22 protein-coding genes, 5 tRNA genes and 1 pseudogene are annotated in these 20,175 nt (G+C 70.3%); 16 read left to right on the top strand and 12 right to left on the bottom strand.

What is annotated here, in order from left to right; all coding sequences use genetic code 11:
- Positions 1 to 109: 109 nt before the first annotated feature.
- The 5 genes from MTP03_RS09940 to MTP03_RS09920 are packed head-to-tail and all read right to left on the bottom strand — an operon-like array spanning position 110 to position 2,980.
- Complete coding sequence (locus tag MTP03_RS09940) at positions 110 to 1,669, bottom strand: alpha/beta fold hydrolase (protein WP_248491781.1); 1,560 nt, start codon at positions 1,667 to 1,669, stop codon at positions 110 to 112.
- On the bottom strand, positions 1,597 to 1,827 hold the full coding sequence (locus tag MTP03_RS09935) for a hypothetical protein (RefSeq protein WP_248491780.1): 231 nt from the start codon (positions 1,825 to 1,827) through the stop codon (positions 1,597 to 1,599). Before MTP03_RS09935 ends, MTP03_RS09940 begins: the two co-directional genes overlap by 73 nt.
- On the bottom strand, positions 1,827 to 2,249 hold the full coding sequence (locus MTP03_RS09930; RefSeq protein WP_248491779.1) for a TIGR02611 family protein: 423 nt from the start codon (positions 2,247 to 2,249) through the stop codon (positions 1,827 to 1,829). Before MTP03_RS09930 ends, MTP03_RS09935 begins: the two co-directional genes overlap by 1 nt.
- 18 nt (positions 2,250 to 2,267) lie before the next feature.
- Complete coding sequence (locus tag MTP03_RS09925) at positions 2,268 to 2,486, bottom strand: hypothetical protein (RefSeq protein ID WP_248491778.1); 219 nt, start codon at positions 2,484 to 2,486, stop codon at positions 2,268 to 2,270.
- Positions 2,483 to 2,980 carry a hypothetical protein gene (locus tag MTP03_RS09920; protein WP_248491777.1) on the bottom strand — a complete coding sequence of 166 codons (498 nt, stop codon included), beginning with the start codon at positions 2,978 to 2,980 and terminating at the stop codon, positions 2,483 to 2,485. Before MTP03_RS09920 ends, MTP03_RS09925 begins: the two co-directional genes overlap by 4 nt.
- 395 nt (positions 2,981 to 3,375) lie before the next feature.
- Here MTP03_RS09920 and MTP03_RS09915 point away from each other — a divergent pair, with 395 nt between their 5' ends.
- From MTP03_RS09915 to MTP03_RS09900, 4 genes are all read left to right on the top strand, one after another.
- A complete protein-coding gene (locus tag MTP03_RS09915; protein ID WP_248491776.1) occupies positions 3,376 to 4,104 on the top strand; it encodes a hypothetical protein in 729 nt (242 codons plus the stop codon).
- Complete coding sequence (locus MTP03_RS09910; protein ID WP_248491775.1) at positions 4,050 to 4,718, top strand: hypothetical protein; 669 nt, start codon at positions 4,050 to 4,052, stop codon at positions 4,716 to 4,718. The genes MTP03_RS09915 and MTP03_RS09910 overlap by 55 nt, the downstream gene beginning before the upstream one ends.
- Positions 4,715 to 4,855: a hypothetical protein gene (locus MTP03_RS09905; RefSeq protein WP_248491774.1), complete on the top strand. Its 141-nt coding sequence runs from the start codon at positions 4,715 to 4,717 to the stop codon at positions 4,853 to 4,855. The genes MTP03_RS09910 and MTP03_RS09905 overlap by 4 nt, the downstream gene beginning before the upstream one ends.
- Before the next feature lie 805 nt (positions 4,856 to 5,660).
- Positions 5,661 to 7,574: an HNH endonuclease signature motif containing protein gene (locus MTP03_RS09900; RefSeq protein ID WP_248491773.1), complete on the top strand. Its 1,914-nt coding sequence runs from the start codon at positions 5,661 to 5,663 to the stop codon at positions 7,572 to 7,574.
- Positions 7,575 to 7,617: 43 nt separating this feature from the next.
- Here MTP03_RS09900 and MTP03_RS09895 read toward each other — a convergent pair whose 3' ends face one another.
- The 3 genes from MTP03_RS09895 to MTP03_RS09885 form a co-directional block, all read right to left on the bottom strand.
- Positions 7,618 to 8,052 carry a VOC family protein gene (locus MTP03_RS09895; protein WP_248491772.1) on the bottom strand — a complete coding sequence of 145 codons (435 nt, stop codon included), beginning with the start codon at positions 8,050 to 8,052 and terminating at the stop codon, positions 7,618 to 7,620.
- Between the two features lie 37 nt (positions 8,053 to 8,089).
- On the bottom strand, positions 8,090 to 8,449 hold the full coding sequence (locus MTP03_RS09890; RefSeq protein WP_248491771.1) for an MmcQ/YjbR family DNA-binding protein: 360 nt from the start codon (positions 8,447 to 8,449) through the stop codon (positions 8,090 to 8,092).
- Positions 8,450 to 8,547: 98 nt separating this feature from the next.
- Positions 8,548 to 8,619, bottom strand: a tRNA-Val gene (locus MTP03_RS09885).
- A 261-nt stretch (positions 8,620 to 8,880) separates the two neighbouring features.
- Between MTP03_RS09885 and MTP03_RS09880 the strand changes: the two genes are divergently transcribed.
- From MTP03_RS09880 to MTP03_RS09860, 5 genes are all read left to right on the top strand, one after another.
- A tRNA-Gly gene (locus tag MTP03_RS09880) sits at positions 8,881 to 8,952 on the top strand.
- 17 nt (positions 8,953 to 8,969) lie between these two features.
- A tRNA-Cys gene (locus MTP03_RS09875) sits at positions 8,970 to 9,043 on the top strand.
- Between the two features lie 51 nt (positions 9,044 to 9,094).
- A tRNA-Val gene (locus MTP03_RS09870) sits at positions 9,095 to 9,169 on the top strand.
- A 53-nt stretch (positions 9,170 to 9,222) separates the two neighbouring features.
- A tRNA-Gly gene (locus MTP03_RS09865) sits at positions 9,223 to 9,297 on the top strand.
- Positions 9,298 to 9,449: 152 nt separating this feature from the next.
- Positions 9,450 to 9,776: a hypothetical protein gene (locus tag MTP03_RS09860; RefSeq protein WP_248491770.1), complete on the top strand. Its 327-nt coding sequence runs from the start codon at positions 9,450 to 9,452 to the stop codon at positions 9,774 to 9,776.
- On the opposite strand, the gene MTP03_RS09855 is transcribed toward MTP03_RS09860, so the two are convergent.
- Complete coding sequence (locus tag MTP03_RS09855; protein WP_248491769.1) at positions 9,773 to 9,979, bottom strand: hypothetical protein; 207 nt, start codon at positions 9,977 to 9,979, stop codon at positions 9,773 to 9,775. The two genes, MTP03_RS09860 and MTP03_RS09855, sit on opposite strands and share 4 nt — an antisense overlap.
- Positions 9,980 to 10,098: 119 nt before the next feature.
- Here MTP03_RS09855 and MTP03_RS09850 point away from each other — a divergent pair, with 119 nt between their 5' ends.
- The 3 genes and pseudogenes from MTP03_RS09850 (at position 10,099) to MTP03_RS09840 (ending at position 14,238) form a co-directional block, all read left to right on the top strand.
- Entirely contained in the window at positions 10,099 to 11,661 is a 1,563-nt protein-coding gene (locus tag MTP03_RS09850; protein WP_248491768.1) for an acyl-CoA carboxylase subunit beta, read from the top strand.
- A 41-nt stretch (positions 11,662 to 11,702) separates the two neighbouring features.
- Positions 11,703 to 13,927 (top strand): annotated as a pseudogene (locus MTP03_RS09845) (heavy metal translocating P-type ATPase).
- Positions 13,928 to 13,932: 5 nt separating this feature from the next.
- A complete protein-coding gene (locus MTP03_RS09840) occupies positions 13,933 to 14,238 on the top strand; it encodes a metal-sensitive transcriptional regulator (RefSeq protein WP_305852792.1) in 306 nt (101 codons plus the stop codon).
- 187 nt (positions 14,239 to 14,425) lie between these two features.
- On the opposite strand, the gene zapE is transcribed toward MTP03_RS09840, so the two are convergent.
- A complete protein-coding gene (gene zapE, locus MTP03_RS09835; protein WP_248491767.1) occupies positions 14,426 to 15,454 on the bottom strand; it encodes a cell division protein ZapE in 1,029 nt (342 codons plus the stop codon).
- 58 nt (positions 15,455 to 15,512) lie between these two features.
- On the opposite strand from zapE, the gene MTP03_RS09830 reads away from it, so the two are divergent.
- The gene (locus tag MTP03_RS09830; protein WP_248491766.1) at positions 15,513 to 16,124 is read left to right on the top strand and encodes a dihydrofolate reductase family protein; all 612 of its coding nucleotides are present in this window, start codon (positions 15,513 to 15,515) and stop codon (positions 16,122 to 16,124) included.
- Positions 16,125 to 16,257: 133 nt separating this feature from the next.
- On the opposite strand, the gene MTP03_RS09825 is transcribed toward MTP03_RS09830, so the two are convergent.
- Positions 16,258 to 16,422 carry a hypothetical protein gene (locus MTP03_RS09825; protein WP_248491765.1) on the bottom strand — a complete coding sequence of 55 codons (165 nt, stop codon included), beginning with the start codon at positions 16,420 to 16,422 and terminating at the stop codon, positions 16,258 to 16,260.
- Positions 16,423 to 16,691: 269 nt separating this feature from the next.
- Between MTP03_RS09825 and MTP03_RS09820 the strand changes: the two genes are divergently transcribed.
- The 3 genes from MTP03_RS09820 to msrB all read left to right on the top strand — a co-directional run bounded on the left by MTP03_RS09820 (position 16,692) and on the right by msrB (position 19,442).
- Complete coding sequence (locus tag MTP03_RS09820) at positions 16,692 to 17,366, top strand: alpha/beta fold hydrolase (protein ID WP_248491764.1); 675 nt, start codon at positions 16,692 to 16,694, stop codon at positions 17,364 to 17,366.
- A gap of 85 nt (positions 17,367 to 17,451) precedes the next feature.
- On the top strand, positions 17,452 to 17,706 hold the full coding sequence (locus tag MTP03_RS09815; protein ID WP_248491763.1) for a hypothetical protein: 255 nt from the start codon (positions 17,452 to 17,454) through the stop codon (positions 17,704 to 17,706).
- Positions 17,707 to 17,732: 26 nt separating this feature from the next.
- Complete coding sequence (gene msrB / locus MTP03_RS09810; protein ID WP_248491762.1) at positions 17,733 to 19,442, top strand: peptide-methionine (R)-S-oxide reductase MsrB; 1,710 nt, start codon at positions 17,733 to 17,735, stop codon at positions 19,440 to 19,442.
- A gap of 18 nt (positions 19,443 to 19,460) precedes the next feature.
- Here msrB and hemQ read toward each other — a convergent pair whose 3' ends face one another.
- Positions 19,461 to 20,162 (bottom strand): hydrogen peroxide-dependent heme synthase, encoded by a 702-nt coding sequence (gene hemQ, locus MTP03_RS09805; protein ID WP_248491761.1) that lies wholly within the window; start codon positions 20,160 to 20,162, stop codon positions 19,461 to 19,463.
- Between the last annotated feature and the right edge of the window lie 13 nt (positions 20,163 to 20,175).

Raw genomic sequence — 20,175 nt, 5'->3', positions numbered from 1 at the left:
GGCGGCGATGCCCGCCGGGACGACGAAGGTGGTGCTCACAGTGCTCCTAGTCATGTAGCGGGCGGCATACCTGGCCGCACGCGGTTGTCAGTGCCACCGATCCTATCGGTCAGCCGATCGCCGTCCGGATCCAGGAGATCACGCGCGCGTCGTCGAGATCGGCCTCGTCGGTGTGGTCGCCGTCGCGGAGATCATCGGTCACCTCGTCGCCGATCGCCCGCATCGCGGCGACCGCGGACGTGGACCATGCGGTGTTCACCAGGGTGTCCGACCGTCCGCGGGTGATGTAGACGGGCATCGTCGTCCGCTTCTGCGGCACCCGCGAGGCCGTGAGGTGGGCGGTCAGCGCCGCGAGTCCCGCCGCGGTGGGGCGGTACTGCGCCGGCGGGACCGCGGCCGGGTCGAACCGGAGCTGCTCGTTCGTGCAGGTCGTCGCGTCCGGCCGGGCCGCCCGCAGCAGCGGTCCGCTGAGCAGGTCGGCCAGTGCGACCCGCGGCTGCGTGGCGACGACGCCCCGGGCGACGTACGGCAGGACCGAGCGGTGCACCGCGGAGGCCCGCCCGGATTCGACCTCGCCCACGAGCGGCGTGAGGTCGAGCGCGGGCGAGGCCAGCGCGGCCCCTCGATAGCGGACGGCCGGCGTGTAGCCGGAGGCCAGTTCGGCGGCACGCGCGGCGGCCTGCCCACCCTGGGAGACGCCGAAGAGCGCCACGCGCGCGGTGTCGATCCTTCCGCCCGCAGCTGCGATCGCCGCGGGAGCCGAATCCAGCACGTCGTACGCGGCCTGCTGCGCATCGACGTACGGGTGGGCGCCGGGCGAGCCGAGTCCGCGGTAGTCGGTGGCGACCACGGCCCAACCGGCGCCGGTGAGCCTCTCGATCGTGCGGAGCGATCCGCGCAGGGTCGCGTCCTGTGAGGGAGCGCACCGGGTTTCGACGCCGGAGGTGCCGTGCGCGAACACCACGAGCGGGACCTTCTTGCCCGCCGCCGTCCGGGGCAGGAAGACGGTGCCCGTGACGTCGCGGACGGAGCGGCCGGACCGGCTGTCGACGCTGGACCGGTACGTGATCGTGCGGGCCGAGGCCAGACGCGCGACGTACGTGCGGTCGATCGCTGTGGCCGGCGCCGACGCCACGAGATCGCCGTGCCGGCCCGCCGCCGCCACCGGGGCGGCGGGAACCGCGAGCGCCACGAGGCATACGGACGCCGCGGCGACAACGTGGCGGGACTTCCGAATCGCGGTATCGCGCATGCCCTTCGCCTTTCCCCGGGAAGCGGACTGCGGCGATCGTACGTGAGAGTAACTACTGCCGCAGGCGCTCGAGGCGTTCCCCTGGCGTCGCCGCGGGCAACTCAGGCATTTCGTGCACCCGGGGCACTGGTAGAGCATGCAGCAGGAGCCCCGTCGGACGACCAGGCCGCGCCCCGGCACCTGCTCGAACCGCGCGGGCGGGGCCTGCGGGCCGCAGGCCGTGAGCGCACCGTCGGCGGCGACGGACGGGACGGGCGCGCCGAGCGCGGCCGAGGCGATGGAGTCCGTGGCGATCGCCCAGAGTGAGCGTTCGGTGGCGCCGGAGGCCGCGGCGATCGCCGGGATCAGTGCGTGGAAGGTGCGCGCGAGGCTCGCGTCCGGGTCGGCCGACGGTGCCGCCTCCCCGGCTCCGGCCACCCGCCGGAGCCGGACCGCACCGGGGCGCTCGCGGCGTCGCGGCCGGCGGCGGCGAGGCGGGCCAGCGCACCCGACAGCGCGTACCAGTAGAGGACGCCGGCCACCCTGTCGTCGGGGGCCGCGACGCCGAGCCGCAGCGCGCCGATCGCTGCCTTCATCAGCCGAAGATCGGGCTGGCCAGCCAGGCCCAGTGGATGCCGAACCACCCGGCGATCATCTTCGCCGCGCCGAGCAGCCACACGGTGGCGAGCACGATCGCGCACGTACCGAGAGCGAACAGCCCCTTGATCACGACGTTCTGCCGGCTCAGCCACTCGGCGAACGCGTCGTACTTGGACCGCGCGAACCGCAGCAGCCGGTGGGCCCATTCGAATTCGGTGGCCAGGATGCCGAGGCCGGCGAACACGATCAGCCACCCCGGGCCCGGGTACGGGATCGCGACGATGCCCGCGATCAGGACGACGCCCCCGATGACGCCGACCGCGATGCGCCACACGAGGCTCCCCTGCTTCGTGGACTTGATCCTCGCCCGCCACGCCCGCGGGCCGGACGTGGCGACGTTCCTGCGCTGGTCGGGCATGGTTCCACCGTACCGGCGTCAGCCGGCGACCTCCTCGAGCAACGGCAGTGCCACCGCGTCGGCGATCGCCGGCGCAACGATCTGCAGCTCGTAGTCGAGGATCTGCACCGCGACACCGAAGGCGTGTTCGACCTCGACGTAGTCGCGCGATGTCGGCTCGGTGCCGCGGATCCGGTCGCGGTCCTCGCGCGGCAGGTAGCCAGACGGTGCCCCCGTCCGCAGGCCCGCTAGGTTCACGAGTGCGGCCCGCAGCGCGTCGAGCGCGACCGCGGCCGCGGGACCGTCGCCACGGCGCAGCGCCGCCCGAGTGCGGAGCGCGGCCAGCCACGCGGGTCCCACCACGTCCGGCGGGCCCGACGGCGCCGCCCCGTGCGGCCCGGTGGGACCGAACACCTGCTGGAACGGTTCCCCGGGCGCGGCCCGAACAGCGCGCCGGGGACGATCGTGACGCGCGCCGTGAGCAGATCCGGCAGCAGGTAGATGAGTGCGCCGTCCTCCCGGGTGTGATGCAGCGCACCGAAGTCGTTGTGCAGCAATCGCGTCCAGTGTCCTCGCAGCTCATCGAGAACGGCGCCCGGCGCCGCCGCGAGTAGCAGGTCGATGCCGGTGTCGTCGTCGAGAGCGCCTGCCGCCGCCGCACCGACCACAGCTCCAGCCGTGACGCCTTCCAGGCCCTCCGCGGCCGCGATCATCCGGTTGGCGACGTCCTGACGTTCCGTGGGAGTGAACACATCGTTCACGGTAGCCCGGGGTAGCCACGCGAGTCCGTTGGACACCGATGTGCGCGGTCCACGATTCTTGCGATCGCTATTCAAAACATAGCCACACGTTACGACAAAAACACGTTTCAATTCCCGGCGATCGCAAAGCTACCAGCGAGTTTGCCTCATCGGTTCACCTAATTCGTTGTTCCATCGGCGGGAACATCCAATCGGATGAATCGCGGAGTAAATGGTGACTTTTCACACACCGAGCTGATAACTTCAGAGCTTCCAGCAGATGCACAGGCGCCGCTTAGAGCACTCCTACCGAGCGCAGACGCCTCGATTTTCTGATGGGTCCCACGCAACAAACCGGTGTTCTCACCCGAGTCCGCCGTGCCTTCATGAACCGGAGGTCGTCCCCCATGTCCCGCAAGTCCCCCAAGCACGCACGCAAGACGGTGCGCCGCGGCGCCGTCGCGGCGGGTGCCATCGCCGCCACCGCGGCCATGACCATCGCCGTCCCCACAGGCGCCGCCAACGCCGCCCCCACCAGAAACCCCCAGATCGACGGACTGCTCGCAGCCGCACCCTACGCACCCGGCCTGCTGACCAGCGCCGGGATCCTCGCGGTCGCGCCCCGGATCACCCAGCTGACCGACGCCTACGCGGAGAACGTCCCCGTCCTCCCCGGACTGTTCCCCGTGAGTAACTCAGCGAGACCGATCGTGTCGGCCGCAGGCCTGCTGCCGTACACCCACACCCCGAACTGGACCGGCGTGGGTGCTGAGAACGTGTTCAGCGCGGGCGCCCCCTTCGGGCTCGGCGGCGTCACCAACACCACGTACGGAATGACCGGCATCTACAGCCAACTGGTGTCGATCCCGGGTCCGCTGCCACTACCCCCAATCGCCATACCGGCAGGCACGGGTAGCACCGCGGGCAATGTCACCGCCATCACAGGCCCGCTGGGCAGCGCCCTGAATCTCCAGTCATCGCTGACGTCCGTGGTCGGTCTGGACGGCAACACCACGTGGACACCGGCCCTGGGTCTGGGCGGCACGTTCCCGCTGGGGCTCGGCACCGCCAGGCGACGATCGTGCCGGTCACCGTCACCTACGGTGAGGACACGTTCCTCGTCGGCCTGCCGGTGATCAACCTCGGGCTCAACATCCCCGGCATCATCGACACGAGCCTGGCGATCAATCTGGGCCAGATCGGTTTCCAGGACGGCAATCTGGTACTCACGACGCCTACCATGAACGCGAACCTCGACACCCCGCTCGGAGGCGGTGAGTTCAACCTCACGCCCGGCACCGTCTCGGTGGGCACTGGAGGTCTGAACGTTTCCGCGCCGGGCGCGAACGGCAACGTCAACATCCTGGACACGGTGACGGCTGAATTCGCCGTGACGGGCGGCGAAGTCGAGGTCACCCCGACCGGCGCCACCGTGACCGGTCCGACGATCGAGGGCGAGGTCGACACTCCGTTGGGCGGTGGTAGCACCACCGTCGAGACCGGTGGCGGCCACGTCGGCACCGACGGCGCGTCGGTCACCGGGCCCGATGTCACGGCCGAGGTGTCTACCCCGGTCGGCGTCGGCGGCAACGTCGATGTCGATACGGGCTCCGGCAGTGTCGGTACCGACGGCACCGTCGACGTCACGGGCCCGAGCGGCGAAGCGGAGCTGAACACCCCGCGGGTGACGTCGGCGGCGGCGTCGACACCGGCAGCGTCGTGGCCGGCCCCGGGACCGGGGTGGACGTGACCGGACCGTCGGGCGAGGTTTCCGTGACCCCGGCGGGCGGCGACACCACCACGGTCGAGGCGAGCACCGGCGGCGGCAGCGTCGACACCGACGGCGACGTCGACATCGATCCCCCGAGCGTAGACGTCACCGACTGATCACAAAGGACGCCGAATGGCCGGGACGAACCGTCTCGGCCATTCGGCGTGACTTCGGAACGCGCACGAATTCAATCGCGATAATCGGACCATTTCCCGCGTTTCGTTGACCGTGAGCAATAGACATTGTTTCGGCATCGCATAGACCACGAATACGCGCGTCGTCTAATCGGATGAATGCGGACCGTTGCCCGCGCCGGCCACGCTCCGGGCGATCGACGTTGCGATGTGGCTCCGGCCTGTAATGCACTGATCGCAGCGCGGTCGTCGCGTTGCGATTCCTGTTCTGGGACGCCGCGGATTCCGGAGGTCACGACCGATCTCGGCCTGTCAGACGGCATCCTCGGCCTCGCACAGTCCGTCCCGGCCCGAATCGCCCACCCGCAGCCGGCACCACAGTCTGGCGATGCCGATCGCGGCGGTGGCCGTCGCGGGGCTCCTCCTGGAGGGCACCGCGACCGACTGGTCTGGCCTGCTTATCTCCCGCGATCTCAGAGGGGCGGCGCCGTCGGATCCGGCGTCGTGGTCGCGTTGAGCGTGGCGATGTTCGTCTCGCGTTCGGCCGGTGATGCTGTAATGGCGCGAGTCGGGCGCGTCCGGTACCTGTTCGGGTCTTCGACGGTGACCGCCCTCGCCTCCGTCGCGCTCCTCGCAGAGAACGAGGACGAGGACGTCCCGCGGTCCTGCGAATGCCCGGCCCACACAGCGCCAGCGGAGCTCGGGTCGCACCTGCAGCGAGTCCGGTGAACAATTCGATTGAACCAGACGTTGTGCACCCCGACTCGAACACGTGTATCATTGAGTCATGGAGCTACCTGGAGCGATTCGCGACCTACCTGGGGAGATGATTCCCGAGGAGTTGGCGGGTGTGCACGGGTATCGGGAGCGGTTGTCGAGCTTGGTGTTCGAACAGCAGCGGGCCGAGAACGCGGCGTTCTGCCAGCGGACGGCGGCGGTGTACTGCCTGTACCGCACGATGTACGCCGACGCCGAGGCAGAGCTTTTGGGACTGCCGGCGGACGCGGAGCTCGGTGATCTGCGGGCACGGCGGCGCGATCTGCGGCTGCGGGAAACGGCGCTGCAGGCGCAGGTCTGCCTGGTGCTGCGGATCGGCACGACCGCGGCGGACCGGGCGGTCGACGAGGCGGTGGGGTTCGTCGAACGCCTGCCCCGGGTGTTCGCCCTGATCGCCGCGAACGTGATCTCCGTGGCGGGCGGCCGGGAGGCGTTGCGCCGTTCGCGGGTCCTCGACCGGGCGAAGGTCCGCGAGTTCGACGGTGCCCTCGCCGACCGGCTGCAGGCCGATCCGCGGGAACTGCTCGCGATCCCCGCGCTGCGCGAGTACGCGAACCTGCTGGTGCAACGGATCGACCAGGACGCGGCGGTCAAACGCCAGGAGCGGTCCCGGGACGACCGCACCGTCACCTTCCGCCCGGAGGACGACGGATTGGCGTCCGCGTTCGCCCTGCTGCCCGCCGAGGATGTGCTGGAGTTCCAGCGCCGTGTCGACGACATCATCGACACGGTGTGCGACCACGATTCGCGGTCCGTCGCGCAACGCCGCGCGGACGGCACGATGATGCTGCTGCGCGGGTTCGTCACCCTCGGCTGCGACTGCGGGGCCTGCGAGAACACCGAACCGCGGACTGCTGCGGACGGGGTTGCCGACGGGGTGATCGTGCGGTACCGGACGCTCGTGCACGTGGTGATCAACGAACGCACCCTCACCGACCCCGACAGCACCGAGGCGGGGTACCTGATCGGGCACGGCCCGATCACCGCCGACCACGCCCGTGACCTCGCCGCCCGCGATGACGCGGTGGTCCGCGAGTTCGGCGACCGCATCACCACAGTCACACCGAACCAGGAGGACACCCTGGACAGCGCGGACACCACCGTGGACCCGGTCGGGTCCACCGCGGAAGCAGGCGATGTCGCTGAAGACGCTTCTGCGCGGCCGGCCCCGGCCGCAGAGCAGAACCCCGCCGCCGACCCCGAGCTGACATCCGAGGCCGAGCCGGCGCCGTTGGTGCGGGCGTCCGGCAGTGGCGGCTACCGGCTCACCGCGGACCTGGCCCGATACCTGACGCTGCTGTACCCGCGGTGCGTGTTCCCGATGTGCACCCGGCCCGCGCACCGCTGCGAGATCGACCACTCCCGCGAATTCGACCATGCCGACCCCGCCCGGGGTGGGCGCACAGAGGCGTGCAATCTGCATCCGTTGTGCACGGCGCATCATCAGCTGAAAACGGCCGGTTCGTGGATCGACGTGCACCTGCCCGACGGCCGGATCCTGTGGATCACCCCGGACGGCCAGCAAATCATCGTCAACCCCGCCGGGATCGTGCTCGCCCTGTTCCCCGACCTGCGCCGGGTCCAGTGGACCGTCCCCGAATTGCCGGCGCCGAAGCCCCGAACCCGGAACAAGCCCACCAAGCTGCAGCGCGAACACAAACGCCGCGAACAGATCCGCGAACGCAACCGCGCCGCCGCCGAACGGCTACGCGAGCCCCGCCCACCCGCCGACGAACAGAATGCGAGACGGTCCGGGGCCGGGATCAGCGTCGTCGAAGAACGACTGCGCTGCCTGCTGCGCAGCCACCGGACACGGCTGCGCGCCGAAACCCGCGCCGCCCGCGCCGCCATCTTCCCCGAAGGCCCACCACCCGAGCGGCCACCCGAACCCGCCCACCCCGACGACGGTCCCCCACCCTTCTGATCACCAGTTCCGTTGGTAGGCATTGTGCTCGGAGCAGGCACCGTCAGGCTGTGATCTCCTGCGCGAGCATGACGATGATCCCGCTGGGGCCGCGCACGTAAGTGAGCCGGTAGACGTCCTCGTACACGCCGACACCTCGGAGCGGATGACAGCCGTGCTTCGCGGCGATCGCGAGGGCCTCGTCGAGATCGTCGACGCTGAAAGCGATGCGATGCATACCTATCTCGTTGGGGAGGGTCGGCTCCGTCTCGATCGCCTCGGGGTGCAGGTACTCGAAGAGTTCGATGTGCCCTTGGCCATCCGGGGTCGCGAGCATCGCGATCTTCGCGTGATTGCCGTCGAGCCCGACGGCGGTGTCGGTCCACTCCCCGCTCACCGTCTGCCGGCCGACCACGGCGAGTCCGAGGTCGGTGAAGAACGCAATCGTCGCGTCCAGGTCACGGACCGCGATCGCGACGTTCTCGAGCCTGATCGCCATACAGCCGAATCTACGGCAGAAGCCGCGCACGATCTGCTCATCCGGGTCCGTTCAGGTGCGCGAGATCGTAGGCGCGGGAGATCTTTTTCGGCACGACCATCCGCCAGGCGTCCACCACCAGCTCGCGCGCTTCCGACGGTTCCAGCGCGGCCAGCCGCGAGCCCACCCAGTTGAATCGCATGTCCGACGGTGCCGGCAGGTGGAACTTCTCGGGCTCGCCCGCCACCAGCGCGGCCCGCTCCTCCTTCGGGAACGCGAACTCCATCACCAGTTCGTCCGCAGAGAACGCCGCATAAACGATCTGCCCGACCCGGAACTTCAACCTGCCGCGCACGTACACCCGGTACGAGCGCTCCAGCGCATCGCCGAGGGCGAGGACGTCATCGAGCACCGCCATGCGCTCACTCTTGCGCACATGCGCCGCGCCGTCGACAGAACCGGGCGCAAATCTGCCCCGAAACGGGGAAAACCGCCTGTCGCCAGGCGGTTTCTCGGTGGTCCTAGCTGGGATCGAACCAGCGACCTTCCCCGTGTGAAGGGGACGCTCTCCCACTGAGCCATAGGACCGAACATCGCGTCCGATTCACCGTTACCAGCGAGCCGAACGAGAGAGAACACTAACACGACCGCTGAGCGAAAGGGTAATCGGGTACCCCACCAGCGATTACCGTGCATACCCGTAAGCCGACGAGGCCGAGGTGGCGTCACCACGACACCCACTGTGCCGTCGAACATGGGGTGACCTGCTGATTTGGCAGAGCGCGCGATGTTCACGTAGTGTTCTCTCTCGCACCGGAAAGGCGCCGAAAGCGCCGGTCCGGACGAGTTGCGGATGTAGCGCAGTGGTAGCGCATCACCTTGCCAAGGTGAGGGTCGCGGGTTCGAATCCCGTCATCCGCTCGAAGTGGGCTTACCGTGGCGGTGTGGCCGAGTGGTGAGGCAACGGCCTGCAAAGCCGTGCACACGGGTTCGATTCCCGTCGCCGCCTCCAACACGCTCAGCCACTCCGCAACGGAGCGGCTGAGCACCACTTCCTGAATAGGCGCGATTAGCTCAGTGGGAGAGCGCTTCCCTGACACGGAAGAGGTCACTGGTTCAATCCCAGTATCGCGCACCACAATCGAGAACCCCCTGGAGACAGGGGGTTTTTGATTGAGTCCCCAGGGACAGGCGGATGTAGCGCAGTGGTAGCGCATCACCTTGCCAAGGTGAGGGTCGCGGGTTCGAATCCCGTCATCCGCTCCAGAAGCCCCGGTCGCGCACGCGGCCGGGGCTTCCGCCACTTCTGCAGGCGCAGCCGCGTGACCTCCGAAGGGAGCACCCGCCGCAGCCGATGGCAGTACCGTGAGTCGGACCGAACCGACTGATCCGTCCTGGAGCAGATGATGAGCACAACGGTGACGAACGAGCAGATCCAGGACCTGGCGCAATCCGCGAAGCCGTTCAGCCTGGTGATCCTCCGCTGGGGCCCGCGGCGCGCTCAGGACGGCGCCGACGCCATCGAGCTGGAGCACCAACGGCGCATGGTCTCACTGCGCGCCGACGGCGTCATCGTGATCCTGTGCCCGATCCTCGACGAGCAGCTTGCGGGGACGGCGATCATGACTGTGCCCACCGAGCGCGCTGAAGAAATCATTGCCGACGACCCGTGCGTGCGAGCCGAGATGATGCACGCCGAGGTCTACCCGTGCCTAGGTTTCCCGGGAGATGCACTGCCCGGCTAGGCGCCCCGCCGCGGCCCCGGATCCCCGCCCTGCGGTGGCCACTGGCCCTGCTGCGGCGGAGACGGCGGATACGGGTACGGCGGCGGCGCGGTCGGGTTCTTCCGCTTGGTCGCCCAGACGATCAGGAACACCACCCCCGCGATCAGTCCCGCGACCAGCGCCAGCACGACGATCAGGACCAGCCCACCCAACATGATGCTCATCCTTGAAGGGTAGGCGGGGCGGCGCGCCGCCGGGCGGCGGACCGGCGGGAATGGACGAACCCCGGCCACTCGTCCACCACGTGTCCACCCACGCAGTGATCGCCTGCTAACTTCCGACGGTGAGCGAACCCACGCCGGAACAGGACCTGAACGACCGCGTCATCGCCGCTTACCAGGCGGTCTCCGACGAGGCGCGGGCCGAGAAGGTGGCCAAACAGCACAGGCGCGGCAAGATGACCGCCCGCGAGCGCGTCGCCGTCCTGGCGAACGGCGGGTTCCACGAGTTCGGCGCCCTCGCCGGCCCGGGCCCGGCGCAGCAGGGCGCCGCGCCGCTGGTCGCACCCGGAGACGGCGTGGTCACCGGGATCGGGTACATCGACGGACGGCCCGCGGCGATCGCGGCGTTCGATTTCACCGTGCTCGGCGGCAGCAACGGCGCCACCGGAATGGCGAAGCTCGACCGCTGCGCGGAACGCGCTCTGCTCGACGAGATCCCGCTGATCATGCTCATGGACGGCGGCGGTCACCGCATGCAGGAAGCGCTCGACTCGCGCCTGGCCGCACCGGGATCGCAGCTGCTCCTGCGGCTCGCGGACCTGTCCGGGCACGTCCCGCTCGTGGCGGCGATGATGGGGCCGGGTTTCGGTGCGCCGGCGAACATCTCGGCGTGTTGCGACTTCGTCACCATCGTGCGCGGCATGGGCACGATCGGCATCTCGTCCGCTCCCCTGGTCCAGGCCGCCACGGGCGAGACCCTCACCAACGACGAGATCGGCGGCGCAGACCTCCAGGCCGAACGCGGCGTCGTGGACGTGGTGACCGCGGACGAGCGCGAGGCCCTCGACGCGATCCGCGCGTTCCTGAGCTATCTCCCGCCGTCGGCCGCGGGCGAACCGGTGATCGCCGCCGGCCCGTACGCGCCCGGCGACACGGCTGCGGACCTCGACACCATGATCCCCGCGTCGATGCGGCAGGCCTACGACGTGCTCGAGGTGATCGAGGGCATCGCCGACCTGGACACCGTCTTCGAGCTCAAGCGACAGCACGCGCCGAACATCGCGACCGCGCTGATCCGCGTCGACGGCAGGCCGATGGGCGTGATCGCGAACCAGCCCCGCTTCCACGCCGGCGCGCTCGACGCCCACGCCTGCGAGAAGGCCGCGCATTTCATCGCGGTGTGCGACGCCTACGGCCTCCCCCTGCTGATTCTCATCGACCTGCCCGGGTTCCTCGTCGGCGCGGGCGCCGAGGAGACGAATCTGGTGCGCCGTAGCGCCCGCCTCGGGTACGAGCTCGGCGCGGCCACAGTGCCGCGGTTCGTGATCGTCACGCGCAAGGCCTACGGCGCGGCGTACATCGCGATGGGCGGCGGCCGCAGCATCCAGGCCGACCTCTCCCTCGCCTGGCCGACCGCCGAGATCTGCGCCATCCCCATCGAGAGCGCCGTCGACCTCGCATTCCGCTCGCAGTACGAGGGCGCGCCCGACCCGCAGCAGGCCCGCTCCGACCTGATCACGCTGTTCCAGGCCAACGTCGACCCGCTGCTCGCCGCCGACGGCTTCGGCATCGACGACGTGGTGCTGCCCTCCGCGACCCGCCCGATGCTCGCCGAGGCGCTGCGGCGCGTCAAACGCCGCCCGCCCCGCGTCCCGCACAAGCGCCGCTCGATCTCGCCCATCTGACCGGCACTCGGCGCCATTACCCCAGGGGGTATCATGACAGTATGCCGGAATGCGCCCCCACCGTCGCGGTGGATCTCGAGATCGAGGGGATGACCTGCGCGTCGTGCGCGAACCGGATCGAGCGCACTCTGGGCAAGCTCGACGGCGTCACCGCCACCGTCAACTTCGCCACCGAGAAGGCGCACATCGTCGCGCCCGCGGGTACCACGACAGAACACCTCGTCGACGCCGTTGCGCGGGCGGGCTACACGGCGCACGCGCCGGCACCGTCGCACCCGGATCCGGCGGCCGACCCACGCGACCCTGCCGACGCGCTCCGGCAACGCCTCCTGATCAGCCTCGCGCTCACGATCCCCGTGATCGCCATGGCCATGATCCCGGCGCTGCAGTTCCGCTCCTGGCAATGGCTCTCGCTCGCATTGGCCGCACCCGTGGTCGTGTGGGGCGGGTATCCCTTCCACCGCGCCGCCTGGGCGAACCTGCGGCACGGCGCGGCCACCATGGACACGTTGATCTCGATGGGCACGCTCGCCGCCTTCGGGTGGTCGGTGTACGCGCTGTTCTGGGGCACCGCTGGGACCTCGGGGATGACGCACCCGTTCCGCCTCGCGATCGAGCGCACCGACGGTGCCGGGAACATCTACCTCGAGGCCGCCGCCGGGGTCACCACGTTCCTGCTGGCCGGCCGCTACTTCGAGGCCCGGAGCAAGCGCACCGCCGGCGCCGCGCTGCGCGCGCTGCTCGACCTGGGCGCGAAGGACGCGACGGTGCTGCGCGACGGCGTCGAGACCCGCGTGCCGATCGACCGCCTCTCCGTCGGCGACGAGTTCGTGGTCCGGCCGGGCGAGAAGATCGCGACCGACGGCGTCGTCGTCGCCGGGCAGTCCGCGATCGACGCCGCGTTGCTCACCGGTGAATCCGTGCCGGTCGAGGTGCGCCCCGGCGATCCGGTCACCGGCGCGACGATCAACGCGGGCGGCCGGCTCGTGGTGCGCGCAATCCGCGTCGGCGCCGACACCGGGCTCGCGCAGATGAGCCGCCTCATCGAGGACGCGCAGGCGGGGAAGTCCCGCGCGCAGCGCCTCGCGGACCGGATCTCCGGGGTCTTCGTCCCGATCGTGATCGCGTTGGCCGTCGCGACACTGGGCTTCTGGCTGGGCACAGGCGCGTCCACGTCGACGGCGCTGACCGCCGCCGTCTCGGTACTCATCATCGCCTGCCCGTGCGCACTCGGACTCGCCACGCCCACAGCGCTCCTCGTCGGCACCGGCCGGGGTGCCCAGCTCGGCATCCTGATCCGGGGCCCGGAGGTCCTCGAATCCACCCGCCACGTGAACACCGTGCTGCTGGACAAGACAGGCACCGCGACCACCGGTGTCATGCGGCTGCACGCCCTGCACGCCGGTCCCGGCGTCGACGAGACCGACGTACTCGCGTCGGCCGGCGCCCTCGAGCACGCCTCCGAGCACCCCATCGCCCGAGCGATCGCCGACGCCGCCCGCGAACGTGCAGAGCTCGCCCCCGTCGACGCCTTCGAGAACCTGCCGGGCCGGGGCGTCCGGGGCACCGTCGGCGGACGGACGGTGACGGTGGGCCGCCCGGACCTGGTGGGCGCGTTGCCGCCCGGCCTGCGCGCGGCGTTCGACGGTGCCCAGGCGCGCGGGATGACCCCGTCGCGGTCGGGTGGAACGGTGCCGTGCACGGCGTCCTGGTCGTGGGCGACGAGGTCAAGCCCTCCGCCACCGGCGCGGTAGCGCGGCTGCGTGAACTGGGGCTGCGGCCGATCATGGTCACCGGCGACAACGAGCGGGCCGCCCGGTACATCGCGGACCGGGTGGGCATCGACGAGGTCATCGCCGACGTACTGCCGGAGCAGAAGGTCGAGACCGTGCGCCGCTTGCAGGCCGACGGCTCCACAGTGGCGATGGTCGGCGACGGGGTCAACGACGCGGCCGCACTCGCGACCGCGGACCTCGGCATCGCCATGGGCACCGGAACCGACGCCGCGATCGAGGCGGCCGACCTCACGCTCGTGAGCGGCGACCTGCGGACCGTGGTCGACGCGATCCGGCTCTCGCGGCGCACTCTCCGGACCATCAGGTCGAACCTGTTCTGGGCATTCGCCTACAACGTGGCCGCACTCCCGCTGGCCGCCGCCGGCCTGCTCAACCCGATGTTGGCGGGCGCCGCGATGGCCCTGTCGTCGGTCTTCGTGGTGAGCAACAGCCTGCGACTGCGGGGATTCACGCCCGAGAAGGGACAATGATCCACATGACCGAGCAGACCACTGAGCACCATCACGGCTACATGTCCGACAAGGACGAGTACCTCAAGCGGTTGCGGCGCATCGAGGGCCGTGCCCGCGGGCTGCAGCGGATGGTCGAGGAGGAGAAGTACTGCATCGACATCCTCACCCAGGTGTCGGCGATGACGAAGGCGCTCCAAGCGGTCGGCCTGGGCCTGCTGGAGGACCACCTGGGGCACTGCGTCGTGGACGCGGCGCGCTCCGGTGACGACGCGGAGACGGCCGCGAAGATCAAGGAGGCGTCGGACGCGATCGCCCGGTTCACCCGCTGACCGGACCCGCGACCCGCCGCGACTCGCCACAGCACCTTGCGATACCGAAAGGTGTCGCAAGTCACTGTGAATTACCGTACAGTCAAGCTTGTCAGCGAAGTGGGATCCGTCTCACTCTCCGGCACCCTCACCCTGGACACCCGCCCGGCCCACACACCACCGGGCGGGTGTCGGTGCGTCAGGGGCGCTACTTGGCGGCGTCCGCCGACGCGAAGCGCGACAGCGCGAGCAGGCGCGACGTGGCGCGCAGGTACTTCTTCCGGTAGCCGCCGGCCACCATCTCCGGCGTGAAGATCTCGTCCAGCTTCGCGCCCGAGACCAGCACGGGGATCCCGGCGTCGTACAGCCGGTCCGCGAGCACCACGATGCGCAGCGCCACCGTCTGGTTGTCGGCCGGGTGCACACCGCTGATGCACACCTTGGAGATGCCCTCGACCAGCTGCTTGTACCGCGACGGGTGCAGCTTGGACAGGTGCTCCGACAGCGCGTCGAACGTGTCCAGCGTGGCGGTCGGGTCGGCCTCCGCGATCGCGATGAGCTCGTCGTCGGTCAGGGGATCCGGGGCGGGCGGCAGGTCGCGGTGACGGTAGTCCGGGCCGTCCACGCGCACCGACTCGAAGACCGAGCTGAGCTTGTTGATCTCGCGCAGGAAGTCCTGCGCCGCGAACCGACCCTCGCCGAGCTGGCCGGGCAGCGTGTTCGAGGTGGCGACGATCGACACGCCCCGCGCCGCGAGCTCCGTGAGCAGCCGCGACATGACCATCGTGTCGCCCGGATCGTCGAGCTCGAACTCGTCGATGCACAGCACACTGTGGTCCGAGAGGTACTCCACGCAGCGATTGAAGCCGAGCGCGCCCACGAGGTGCGTGTACTCGACGAACGTGCCGAACGACTTGGGCGACGGGACGCTGTGGAAGATCGACGCCAGCAGGTGGGTCTTGCCCACGCCGAACCCGCCGTCGAGGTACAGGCCCACGCCGTGCGGCGGCGTGCTCTTGCGCCCGAACAGGCCCTTCTTGTTGCGCTGCTTGGTCAGCTTGATCACGTCCGCCACGAACCGGCGGCCCGTCTGCACCGCCGCCGCCTGCGTCGGTTCGTTGGGATCCGGGATGTAGCTGTCGAAGCTCACCTCGCTGAACATCTCCGGCGGAACGAGCTGCTCCACCATCTGCTCCGGCGTCACCGTCGGGTTGCGATCCTTCAGATGCAGCGTCATGAGTGCTGATCATATGCGGCGGGCCGCCGTGCGCCGAAATCTTCGCTACGGTCGCGGAATGATCGCCGCCCTCCCCACCGACCCCGACGCGCTCGCGGAGCTCTACCGGCACCCCGAAGCGGACGGGCGGCCGTACGTGCGGGCCAACATGATCAGCTCCCTGGACGGCAGCGCGACCGCGGCCGGGCGCTCCGGCGGGCTCGGCGGCGATGGCGACCGCCGACTGTTCCGTGCGCTGCGCGCCGAGGCCGATGTGGTCCTGGTCGGGGCGGCGACGGTCCGCGACGAGGACTACGGCACCCCGGCCCACCCCGCGCTCGCGATCGTCACCCGCGGCGACGTCGCCCGCACACCGCGACTGTATCCCGGCGACGGCCGGGAGCCACTGGTGTACTCGGGACACGGCGAATCAGTGGACCTGCGGCAGGTGCTGCAGGATCTGCACACGCGCGGCCTGCGGCGCGTCCTGGCCGAGGGCGGCCCCGGCGTGCTCGGCGCCCTCCTCGCGCAGGACCTGATCGACGAGCTGTGCCTGACCGTCGCGCCGATGGTCGTCGGCGGCACCGGCCGGCGCATCGTGAGCGGCACCGACCTGTCGACGGCCCACTGGACGCGCGGTCCCGTCCTGGGCGACGACGAGGGCTACCTCTACACACGCTGGCGGCGCTGACCTGGGAATCGTCCGCGCCTCGTTAGGGTGAACGGCATGCCGCGTCTCCGTCCCCTCGCCGCCGCCCTGGCCGGCGTGCTGGCCAGCGCCCGGCCGTGACCGCCTGCGCCCCGATACCGGCGCCCACGCCGGACTACGTGACGGACTTCGGGAAGGACCGCCGCGCACCGTCGACGCCCGAGAACCCGCAGCCGAAGGGCCCCGCGTGGAAGGCGCCCGAGAAGGACCCCCTGCCCTGGCAGGACTGCTCGGGCAGGCTCGCCGACAAGTACGACACGCCCGCGGCCGGCAACGCCACCCTGCAATGCGCCAGCCTGACGGTGCACCTCGGTGAGTCGGAATCCCCGCTGCAGCTCGCGCTCACCCGTGCCGAGGTGCCCGGCACGCCCGACGGGGCGGCGCCCCTGGTGCTGGTCGGCGGGACCGAGTTCACGGGGCAGCGCGCGCTCGCGACCCTCGCATCGGGCGACGCACCCTGCTCGCGAACCGGCCGGTGGTCGCGGTCGAGCGCCGCGGATCGGCGCGTCGGGCGGGCTCACCTGCCGGTCGGCCCCGCAACGAGCCGCGATGCGCAGCGTCGGTACCGCGAGCGGCGACCTCGACACGCGGATCACCGCGGTCGGCGCCGCGGCCCGCGAGGCCGCCACCGCCTGCGGCGACGCGTTCCCCGCGACGCTCACCGAGTACTCGGCCGTCGGCGCGGCCGACGACCTCGAGGCGCTGCGCACCGCATGGAACGTTCCCGCACTGGGCCTGCTCGCCGTCGGCGACGGCTCGACCACGGCGCTCGCCTACGCGGCGAAGCACCCCGCGCAGGTCGCGCGCCTGGTCCTCGACTCCCCCGTCCGCTACAACGGCACCGAGATCCAGCGGGCGGAGGACGCGGCCAAGGGCCTGTCGGACACCGTCGACGCGTTCGCCGCGCAGTGCGGCTCGTCGTGTGCGCTGGGCGCGGACCCCGCCGCCGCGGTCCGCGACGTCATCGACCGCGCCGCGTCGGGCCGGCTGGGTGCCTTCACGGACTCCGATGTCCGACGGGCCGTCGCCGTCACCCTCGGCGTCGGGCCGGGCGACCGCGCCGCGCGCATCACCCGCCTAGCGGCGGCCCTGCAGGGCGCCCGGACCGGCGACTCGGCACCCCTGCGCGCGTGCTGCGCACCGCGGACGACGCGCTGGGCAGCGACGGGCAGTACGTGGGCCGCTGCTCCGACGCGGTCACCAAGGCCTCCCCCGACCAGGTGAAGGCATCCGCACAGAAATGGGGCCCGCAGTACCGGCTCGGGCGGCGAGCGCCCTGGACATGTCCGTCTGCGGTTCGTTCCCGGCGATGCCCGCGCCGCCGGCGCTCACGGACCTGTCCGTGCCCTCCGTGGTCGCGACCGCGGCCGCCGATCCGCTCACCGCCCGGTCCGCGCTCGAGACGCTCACCGGGCAGCTCACCGTCGTCGGGGCCAAGCCCACCAGCATCACCTGGGCCGGTCTGGGCGACGGTGCCGTGGTCCGGTCGGCGTGCATCCAGAAGTCGATCGTGCCCTATCTGGACAAGGTGGACGCCCCATCAGCGCGGGCGTGCCCGGCGTGACGCGCGGCGTTCGGTACGGTTCATCCGTGTCGTCAGTCGCTCTCGCCCGGATGAAGTCCGACCCCGCTCTCGTGGTCAAGGCCATCCTGTGGCCCCTGGCCCTGCTCACGCTGCTGCAGCGGCTGGTCATCCTCGTCCCCAATCGCGCCAAGACGGACGACTTCACCACCGTGTACGACGCGGCCGTGCGGTTCCTGCGGCACGAACCGGTGTACATCGAGAACTACGACACCGTGGACCCCCACTACCTGTACCCGCCGTCGGGCACGCTGCTCATGGCCCCGTTCGGGTACTTCGACCCCGAGACGTCGCGGTACATCTTCGTGGGGCTGAGCACCGTGGCGCTGCTCGTCGCGCTGTACGTGATGATCCGGATGTTCGGGTACGGGTTGAACTCGATCGTGGCGCCCGCGGTGTTGTTCTTCGCCGTCGCGACGGAGGCCGTGACCAGCACACTGGTGTACACGAACTTCAACTGCTTCGTACTGCTCGCGCTGGTCGTCACGATGGCTCTGCTGCTCGAACGGAAGGACCTCTGGGCGGGCGTCCCACTCGGGCTCGCGCTCGCCGTCAAGCCGCCCATGCTGGCGGTGCTGTTCCTGTTCATCCTGCTCAACAAGCAGTGGAAGGCGCTCATCACGGGCATCGGCATCCCGTTCGCGCTGCTCGGGCTCGGGTTCGCACTCTCGGCCGATCCGGGCAACTTCCTGCGGCGCACCGTGCCCTACCTCGGGGAGGCACGGGACTACTACAACAGCTCGATCCAGGGGAACGCCCAGTACTTCGGCCTGCCGGACTGGCTGTCGCTGCTGCTCCGCGCGGGCGTCGTCATCATGGCCGCGGTGTCCGTCTACCTGCTGTGGCGCTTCTACAGCAAGAGCAACGAGCTCCTCTGGATGGCGACGGCCACGGGCATCATGCTGACCACGCTGTGGCTGGTGGGCTCGCTGGGCCAGGGCTACTACTCGATGCTGCTGTTCCCCATGCTGATGACGGTGGTCTACCGCAGTTCGGTGCTGGGCAACTGGGTGTCCTGGGTCGCCGTGTACGGCTTCCTCAGTTACGACAACTGGCTGTCGGGCAAGTGGCCCGCGTTCGGGCGGACGCTGGCGTACCTCAAGTGCACGCTCGGCTGGTCGCTGCTGATCGTGGTGCCGTTCTGCGTGCTCGTGTTCCGGTACTTCGACGCCCGCGCCGAGAACCGTCTGGACGAGGGCATCGACCGACCCCTACCGCCCGAAGACGAGCCCGGCCGCCACGAGGCGGACGCCGGAGCGGGGCTGTGGCACCGTCGGGCGGCCGGGGCTAGCGTGGAAGGCATGAGCGAGCCCAGACCCAAACTCCACCTGAGCGACTCGGAGTGGCGGCAGCGCCTCACGGCGCCCGAATTCCGCGTCCTCCGGCAGGCCGGCACCGAGGCCCCGTTCACGGGCGAGTACACCGACACCAAGACGGCCGGCGTGTACCGCTGCCGGGCGTGCGGCGAGGAGCTGTTCCGCTCGGACTCGAAGTTCGAATCGCACTGCGGGTGGCCGTCGTTCTTCTCCCCGCTCGCCGGCGACAAAGTGATCGAGCGCGAGGACACCTCGCTCGGCATGCGCCGCGTCGAGGTGCTCTGCGCCAACTGCGGCAGCCACCTGGGGCACGTTTTCGAGGGCGAGGGCTACGACACCCCCACCGACCTCCGCTACTGCATCAACTCGATCTCCATGCGGCTGGAGCCGGACGAGGCGTGAGTCCCGCCCGGCCCGCCGTCACGGCAGGGCGGTGACGAGCGCGCGCACGTCCGTTCGCGGACCCGAGAAGAAGGGCGTCTCCTCGCGGGTGTGCAGGCGGGCTTCGGTGTACCGCAGGTCGCGCATGAGGTCCACGATGCGGTGCATCTCGGGCGCCTCGAACGCGAGCAGCCACTCGTAGTCGCCCAGCGCGAACGCGGGCACGGTGTTCGCCCGCACGTCGGGGTACGTCCGCGCCTTGCGGCCGTGGTCGGCCAGCATCTGGCGGCGCTCGTCGTCGGGCAGTAGGTACCACTCGAGGCTGCGGACGAACGGGTACACGCAGATGTACGCGCCCGGCTCCTCGCCCGCGAGGAAGGCGGGGATGTGGCTCTTGTTGAACTCGGCGGGACGATGCAGCGCCGAGTTCGACCACACGGCCGAGCTCGCCCGCCCCAGCGCCGTGCCGCGACGGAATTCGTTGTACGCGGCCTGCAGATCCTCGAGCTTCTCGGCGTGCCACCAGATCATGAAATCTGCGTCGGCCCGCATGCCCGCCACGTTGTACACCCCGCGGACCACGAGGTCGCCCTCCTGGATCTTCGCGAAGAACGCCTCCGCCTCGGTGGCCGCGGCCGCTCGCTCCTCGTCGCCACCCAGTTCGCCCGGCGTGATCGCGAACACCGAGAACATCAGGTAGCGGACGGTCGAATTGAGCTCTGCGTAATCCAGTCTGGCCATGGTCTCGATCGTA

It is taken from the genome of Tsukamurella sp. PLM1 (genome assembly GCF_023168325.1).
GTDB lineage: Bacteria > Actinomycetota > Actinomycetes > Mycobacteriales > Mycobacteriaceae > Tsukamurella.
Note: the sequence above shows the minus strand (reverse complement) of the source record. Positions and strands in the feature narration are given on the sequence as shown.